The organism is Dyella choica (genome assembly GCF_003977665.1).
Taxonomy (GTDB): domain Bacteria; phylum Pseudomonadota; class Gammaproteobacteria; order Xanthomonadales; family Rhodanobacteraceae; genus Dyella_B; species Dyella_B choica.
Map to the genome: position 1 here is coordinate 1 of NZ_RYYV01000068.1, position 1,059 is coordinate 1,059.

Genomic DNA, 1,059 nt, shown 5'->3' on the forward strand with positions numbered 1-1,059 from the left:
GAGGAGACACCTGATGAAACGTAAGGGCCTGTATTTTTTGATCGCTCTTGCCCTGGGCGGCGTAGGTGCCGTTCACGCGCAGGACAACACGGCGGCGGCCGCGGGCAGCACGGCCAGCAGCAATGCGCCGACCTGGCCGAATGGCTTTGACGACCGTTGGTACGTCGCCCCGACGGTGGGCGGTTACTACAACGACACCGACCGCAACACGCGTAGCCGTCAGATCTACTACGGTCTGTCGGTGGGTAAGTTCGTGGCCCCGAACGTGTCGGTGGAACTGTTCATCGACCGCACCAAGCGTCGCGCGGATACGCGCGTGTTCGGCCAGGGCAACACGTGGTCGAGCAACAACTATGGCGTGTCGGCGCGCTACTTCTTCGGTGATGTGAACTCGTGGCGTCCGTACCTGGTGGGCGGCGTGATGGGCAGCTACCACCATAACCCGTTCAGCCGTGACTGGGCTCCGGCTGCCGAGGGTGGCGTGGGTGTATCGAAGGCGATCACCGACAGCGCTGACTTCCGCGTGGAAGCTGGCTACCGCTATGACTGGGACGACAAGACCCAGCCGTCGAAGAACGGCTACGGCGACTGGTTCCTGGGCTTCAGCATTGTGGCGAAGATCGGTGCGGTGCCGGCCCCGGCTGCTGCTGTCGCGCCGCCGCCGCCGCCGCAGCCGGACTGCTCCAAGCAGTTCCGCAACGGCGTGAACCTGTGCGACAACAAGTGCCCGGATCTGCCGGAAGGCACGATCGTGGGTCCGGATGGCTGCCCGCAGAAGGTGGTGATCGACCTGAAGGGCGTGAACTTCAAGTTCGACCGTCCGAAGAAGGGCGAGACCAACATCGAGCCGGCACTGGCCGTGCCGAGCAACGACTCGCTGGCGATCCTGGACCAGGCGGTGGATACGCTCAAGCGCTATCCGCAGGTGAAGGTGATGGTGGCCGGTTACACCGATAACGTGGGCAAGGCTGCCTACAACCAGGACCTGTCGGAGCGTCGTGCGAAGATCGTGTACGACTACCTGACCGCGCACGGCATCGACGCGAGCCGCCTGGAAGG

The 1,059-nt window shown here is 64.1% G+C and carries 1 protein-coding gene; it reads left to right on the forward strand.

Translation table 11 applies throughout. The annotated features are described in order from the left end of the window. Positions 1-13: 13 nt before the first annotated feature. Positions 14-1,059 (forward strand): OmpA family protein (locus EKH80_RS23710; RefSeq protein ID WP_148110441.1); only part of this gene is annotated, 1,046 nt, incomplete at its 3' end.